1 protein-coding gene is annotated in these 680 nt (G+C 38.2%); it reads right to left on the bottom strand.

The window, feature by feature from the left end; genetic code table 11:
• Positions 1 to 680: glucose-1-dehydrogenase (locus OK414_RS29735; RefSeq protein ID WP_263046366.1), on the bottom strand; the 680-nt coding region annotated here is incomplete at both ends.

The following is a 680-nucleotide window of genomic DNA, read 5'->3' as shown; positions in this document are numbered from 1 at the left end:
CCATCAGCAAATAATGTAATACCTGTTACATAGCTTGCTTGTGATGATGCTAAGAATGCTGCAACTGCTGCTACTTCTTCTGGTTTACCGATGTAACCCATTGGAATCATGCTTTCTACGTCTGCACGTTGTACAGGATCTGCAAATTTCTCTGCATTAATTGGTGTGTTCATCGCACCTGGTCCAATGTTATTTACGCGGATACCTTTTGGCGCATATTCAAGAGCCAATGTTTCCGTCATTAGTTTCATACCGCCTTTACTTGCTGCGTAATGAACAAATAATGGCCAAGGAATCATTTCATGAACACTGGACATGTTAATAACGTTTCCTTTAATGTCGTTTTCAACGAAATATTTAATTGCTTCACGGCTTCCTAAGAATGCACCTGTTAAGTTTGTATCAATAACTTTATTCCAGTTGTCTAAAGATAACTCATGAGAAGGAACTGGGTTTTCAACACCAGCGTTATTAATCATAACGTCTAATGTACCGAATTCTTTAATAGCTGTTTGAACAAGGTTTACAACATCTTCTTCTTTTGTTACGTCGCCTTGAACGATGATTGCTTGTCCGCCTGCTTCTTCTACTTCTTTTTTCGCATCTAAAGCTTCTTCTTCATTGTTGTAATAGTTAATAACAACTTTTGCTTCTTCTTGACCGAAACGAACAGCCATTGC

This window comes from Priestia sp. JV24, assembly GCF_025910025.1.
Classification (GTDB): Bacteria; Bacillota; Bacilli; order Bacillales; family Bacillaceae_H; genus Priestia; species Priestia megaterium.
Note: the sequence above shows the minus strand (reverse complement) of the source record. Positions and strands in the feature narration are given on the sequence as shown.